Source organism: Candidatus Neomarinimicrobiota bacterium (assembly GCA_041862535.1).
GTDB lineage: Bacteria > Fidelibacterota > Marinisomatia > SCGC-AAA003-L08 > TS1B11.
Genome location: JBGVTM010000264.1, coordinates 1 through 3,043, shown reverse-complemented (window position 1 = coordinate 3,043; position 3,043 = coordinate 1). Strand labels below are relative to the sequence as shown.

Genomic DNA, 3,043 nt, shown 5'->3' with positions numbered 1-3,043 from the left:
ATCCGGGCGGGAAGCACCCACGGGCGTGTATATCGTCCGCATGGTAACACCAGCGTTCACCCGACAGATCAAGATGGTGCTGATGAAGTAGTCCCGCATGCCCGAAGTAGTACAAAGCCCCAGGTCCATTCCCGTGGTGCCTGGGGCTTTTTTTGGGGTATATTGGCGGTAGATAATCGATTCTGCTACCGATTTAGCGCTTCCCGAAGCCGCCGCCCCCCGGCGTCTTGATGATGATCCGCTCCCCGGCCTGGATCACCCGCTCCACCTTGCCGCCCAGCACCTCCCTGGTGCCGTCGCTCCTGACCAGGATGTTCTTTCCTTTCACCCCAGGTTGGCCCCCAGCCAGGCCGTAGGGGGGATAGGCCCGCCGCTCTGATAGGATGGAGACCTTCCGGGATTCAAGGAAGTGGATTTCCCGCACAACACCATCGCCGCCGCGAAATCGGCCCTGCCCGCCGGAGCGCCGGCGGAGGGCGAAGCGCTCCACCCGGATTTCCGGGAAGCGCTGCTCCAGCACCTCCGGGTCAGTGATGCGGGTATTGGTCATGTGTACCTGGACGGCTGAGGCCCCGTCGTGGCCGTCGACGGCGCCGGAGCCGCCGGCAATGGTCTCGTAGTACTGTTTTCCCTGGTCGTCCGCGCGGCCAAATAGGAAATTGTTCATGGTGCCCTGGGAGGCGGCGGCGATACCCAGGGCTCCCAACAGCACGTCTACCACCCGCTGGGAGGTTTCCACATTGCCCCCCACCACAGCCGCATCGGCGGAAGGGTTCAGCAGGCAGCCTTCGGGGATTCGAATCTCGATAGGTGCCAGGCAGCCGGAGTTGAGGGGAATGTCCTCGTCGATCAGGGTGCGGAAGACGTAAAGCACGGCCGCCTTTGTAACGGCTACCGGGGCATTCAGGCTGCCGGGGAGCTGGGCTTCAGTCCCGGTGAAATCGATGATTGCGCGGTGGGTATGGGGAGGATCACTGCCGCTTTCGATAGTCAGGCGGACCCGGATCCGGGAGCCGTCGTCCAGGTAGTCCTCGAAGGTGGAGTCGAAGCGCCGGCGGCGGTTGAGAAACTTGCCCAGTGCCTCCCGCATGGCCTCGGCCGCGTTATCCCGGATATGGCCCATATAGGCCTGGACCGTTTCCAGGCTGTACTTGTCCTCCAGTCGCTGCAGCTCCTGCAGGCCGCGATTATTGGCGGCAATCTGGGCTCTCAGGTCCGAAACACGTTCCTCAAGGTTACGGGCGGGATGGGATCCTGCGAGGAGCGTCTGACGCAATTCGTCCTCCCGGAAGACGCCGTTGCTCACCAGCAGGAAGTTGTCGATCACCACGCCTTCTTCCTGGATTGATGTGGCGAACGGCGGCATGGACCCGGGGGTGATGCCACCGATATCGGCGTGGTGTCCGCGGGAGGCGGTAAAGAAAATGATGGCCCCATCCGGCCCGAAGACAGGGGTAATCACTGTCACGTCGGGCAGGTGCGAGCCACCGCGATGGGGATTGTTGGTCACATAGACGTTGCAGGGGCGCATCCGCCCCCGATTAGCCTGAATAATTGCCTTTACCGATTCGCTCATGGCACCCAGGTGCACCGGGATGTGGGGGGCGTTGGCCACCAGGTTGCCCTCGGAGTCAAAGATGGCGCAGGAAAAGTCCAGGCGCTCCTTGATATTGATGGAGTGGGCGGTATTGGCCAGGGTGGTACCCATCTGCTCGGCCACGCTCATGAAGAGGTTGTTAAAGACTTCCAGCATGACGGGGTCCCTGCGGGTGCTTACCCTTTCAACCCGCGTGGCCTGCTGTTCAAGTACCAGATGGCCGTAGGGATTGACTGTGGCGGTGAAACCCGGTTCAATGAGCACGGTGGAGTAGTCCTCCACCACTACAGCCGGTCCCTCGAGCTGGTAGTCGATAGGCAAGTCCTCTCGGCGGTATACCGGCGTAGCGGTTGGCAGGTTCTCAAAGATGACGTTCGCGGTTTCTACTGGTGCCGGAGCGCCCCGGCCGGGCTGTTTCCGCTTTTTAGTCTCCCGGAAGACGCCGCCTCTCCCCAGCACTTCCACCCGGATGTTCACCAGCTCCAGCGGTACGCCGGACGGTTTAAATCCGAAGTGCCGGTTGTAGGCTTCCAGAAACGTGGGGACTACGTCTTCATAGTTGATGAAAGGAATGGAAAGGTAGGTATCCGTGCCCAGGGGACGGAGATCAAGGAACCGCTGGACGTCGATGTTGCTCTGAGCGATCCCGCGGCCGCGCAGCTCCTGGACCAGGGGCCCGGTTAAGACCTGAAAGCGCTCTTCCAGTGCGCGGCACAGCTTTAGGCTGAAGGTCTTGACCACCGACTGGGCGGCGTAGCGCAGGTGGTCGGCCACGGCGATGCCATAAGCTGAAAGCAGACCGGCCAGCGGATGGATAATGATTTTGCGCAGGCCCAGGATGCGTGCCAGGGCGCAGGCGTGCTGGGCGGCCGCGCCACCGAAACAGACCAGCGCATGGGTCCGGACGTCAAAGCCGCGGGCCACGGAGATTTCCTTGATGGGCTTGGCCATGGTCTCGTTGGCGATCTTAACGAACCCCAGGGCTACATCGGTGGGGGAGAGAGCGATGCCCAATTTGCGGTTAAGATCGCGGGCAAGGTTTGTGAATTTTCGCTGGACAATTTCGGTATCCAGGGGTTGATCCTGGTTGGGCCCGAAGGTGCGGGGGAAATAGGTCGGGAAGATGCGTCCCAGAAGCAGGTTGGCGTCGGTGAGTGCCAGGGGTCCGCCGCGGCCGTAGCAGGCCGGCCCGGGGTTGGCACCGGCCGATTCGGGCCCCACCCGCAGCTTCTGCCCGTCAAACCACAGCAAGGAACCGCCGCCAGCCGCAACTGTGTTCACGTGCAGGCTGGATGCTTGAAACTGTACCCCGGCGGTCTTGATCTCGAAGATCTTCTCGAAGCGCCCATCAAACCGGCTCACGTCGGTAGAGGTGCCGCCCATGTCGAAACCGATGGACTCCTGGACGCGGTTAAGGCCGGCCACCGCCGCCGTTCCGATGACCCC

At 62.1% G+C, this 3,043-nt stretch carries 1 protein-coding gene; it reads right to left on the bottom strand.

What is annotated here, in order from left to right; translation table 11 throughout:
* Positions 1 to 193: 193 nt before the first annotated feature.
* On the bottom strand, positions 194 to 3,043 hold a 2,850-nt coding region (locus ACETWG_09780; protein MFB0516872.1), incomplete at its 5' end, for a hydantoinase B/oxoprolinase family protein.